Here is a 973-nt window from a genome sequence, read left to right as displayed (position 1 = left end):
ACTCCGATCTTTGGACGCATAAAAAAAATGTCATTATGGGACAGCAGAAAGTAAATATCACATCTTCGATGAAGAAAAAAGGATATAGCTCCTCCTCTCATTACCGCATAAGTTCGGTGGTTGATGAAAGTGAGCGTTTGGTGGCAACTAAGTTTGTGCAGTGGGAAGTTGAACCGTTGGAGAGCCTTTGTAATAGCAAGGTGTATCTTCTCCGTGTGAAACTCAATCGTGGGGAGCGAATGAGCCGTGAAGAAAAGAATTGGCTTGCCGAAGCGGTGAACACTAACACCTACTTCCGTACAGCCGTACCCCTTATGGGTTATCGGTTTGACTTTATGGACGTATTGAAGAAGTATTTGGTCAATCAATACGGACATTGGTCAGAGTATTATGCACCCGACCGCACCAGCCTAAGAAGTTTCCTTTGCGGACAGATAAACCAAATTGTAGAAATCCCTAAATACTAAGCGATATGAAAGGAACAGAACATTTTACGAGAGCAATAGCCGAGTATCTCAACCAACGTGCAGCGACAGACTCTTTGTTTGCACCCAACTTGATGAAGCCTAACAAGAGCATCGAGGAATGTGTAACCTACATCTTGAACCAAGTGCAGGCGAATGGCTGCAATGGATTTGAGGACGATGAAATCTACTCAATGGCAGTACACTACTATGACGAGGATGAAATTGAAGTAGGAAAGGAAATCACTTGCAGAGTGGCAGTAAATCATATTGTGGAACTCACAGAGGAGGAGAAAGCCGAAGCAAGGCAAGAAGCCATCAAGCAGTACCAACGTGAGGAACTCGCCAAGATACAGAGCCGTAACGCACGAGTGAAGAAAACCGAAAGCGCAGCACCCCAAACACAACCGTCACTATTTGATTTTTAAGCCTATGAAACCAAGAAACAAATATGAGAAGGCAGTCCTTGCCGAGAGTAAGCACCTTCGCCCGATAACCAAGACACAGAG

2 protein-coding genes are annotated in these 973 nt (G+C 44.6%); both read left to right on the top strand.

Features of this window, described 5'->3' with window-relative positions; genetic code table 11:
• On the top strand, positions 1 to 467 hold a 467-nt coding region (locus HMPREF3034_RS09215; RefSeq protein WP_231725659.1), incomplete at its 5' end, for a hypothetical protein.
• A gap of 5 nt (positions 468 to 472) precedes the next feature.
• Positions 473 to 892 (top strand): PcfK-like family protein, encoded by a 420-nt coding sequence (locus HMPREF3034_RS09210; RefSeq protein ID WP_036866563.1) that lies wholly within the window; start codon positions 473 to 475, stop codon positions 890 to 892.
• Positions 893 to 973 lie beyond the last annotated feature (81 nt).

It is taken from the genome of Prevotella sp. DNF00663 (genome assembly GCF_001553265.1).
Taxonomy (GTDB): domain Bacteria; phylum Bacteroidota; class Bacteroidia; order Bacteroidales; family Bacteroidaceae; genus Prevotella.
The sequence above is the reverse complement of the archived record's forward strand: the minus strand, read 5'-3'. Positions and strand labels throughout refer to the sequence as shown.

Excerpts from the sequence above, each read along its gene's own strand:
- HMPREF3034_RS09210 (WP_036866563.1), top strand. The coding sequence starts at position 473 with ATGAAAGGAACAGAACATTTTACGAGAGCAATAGCCGAGTATCTCAAC.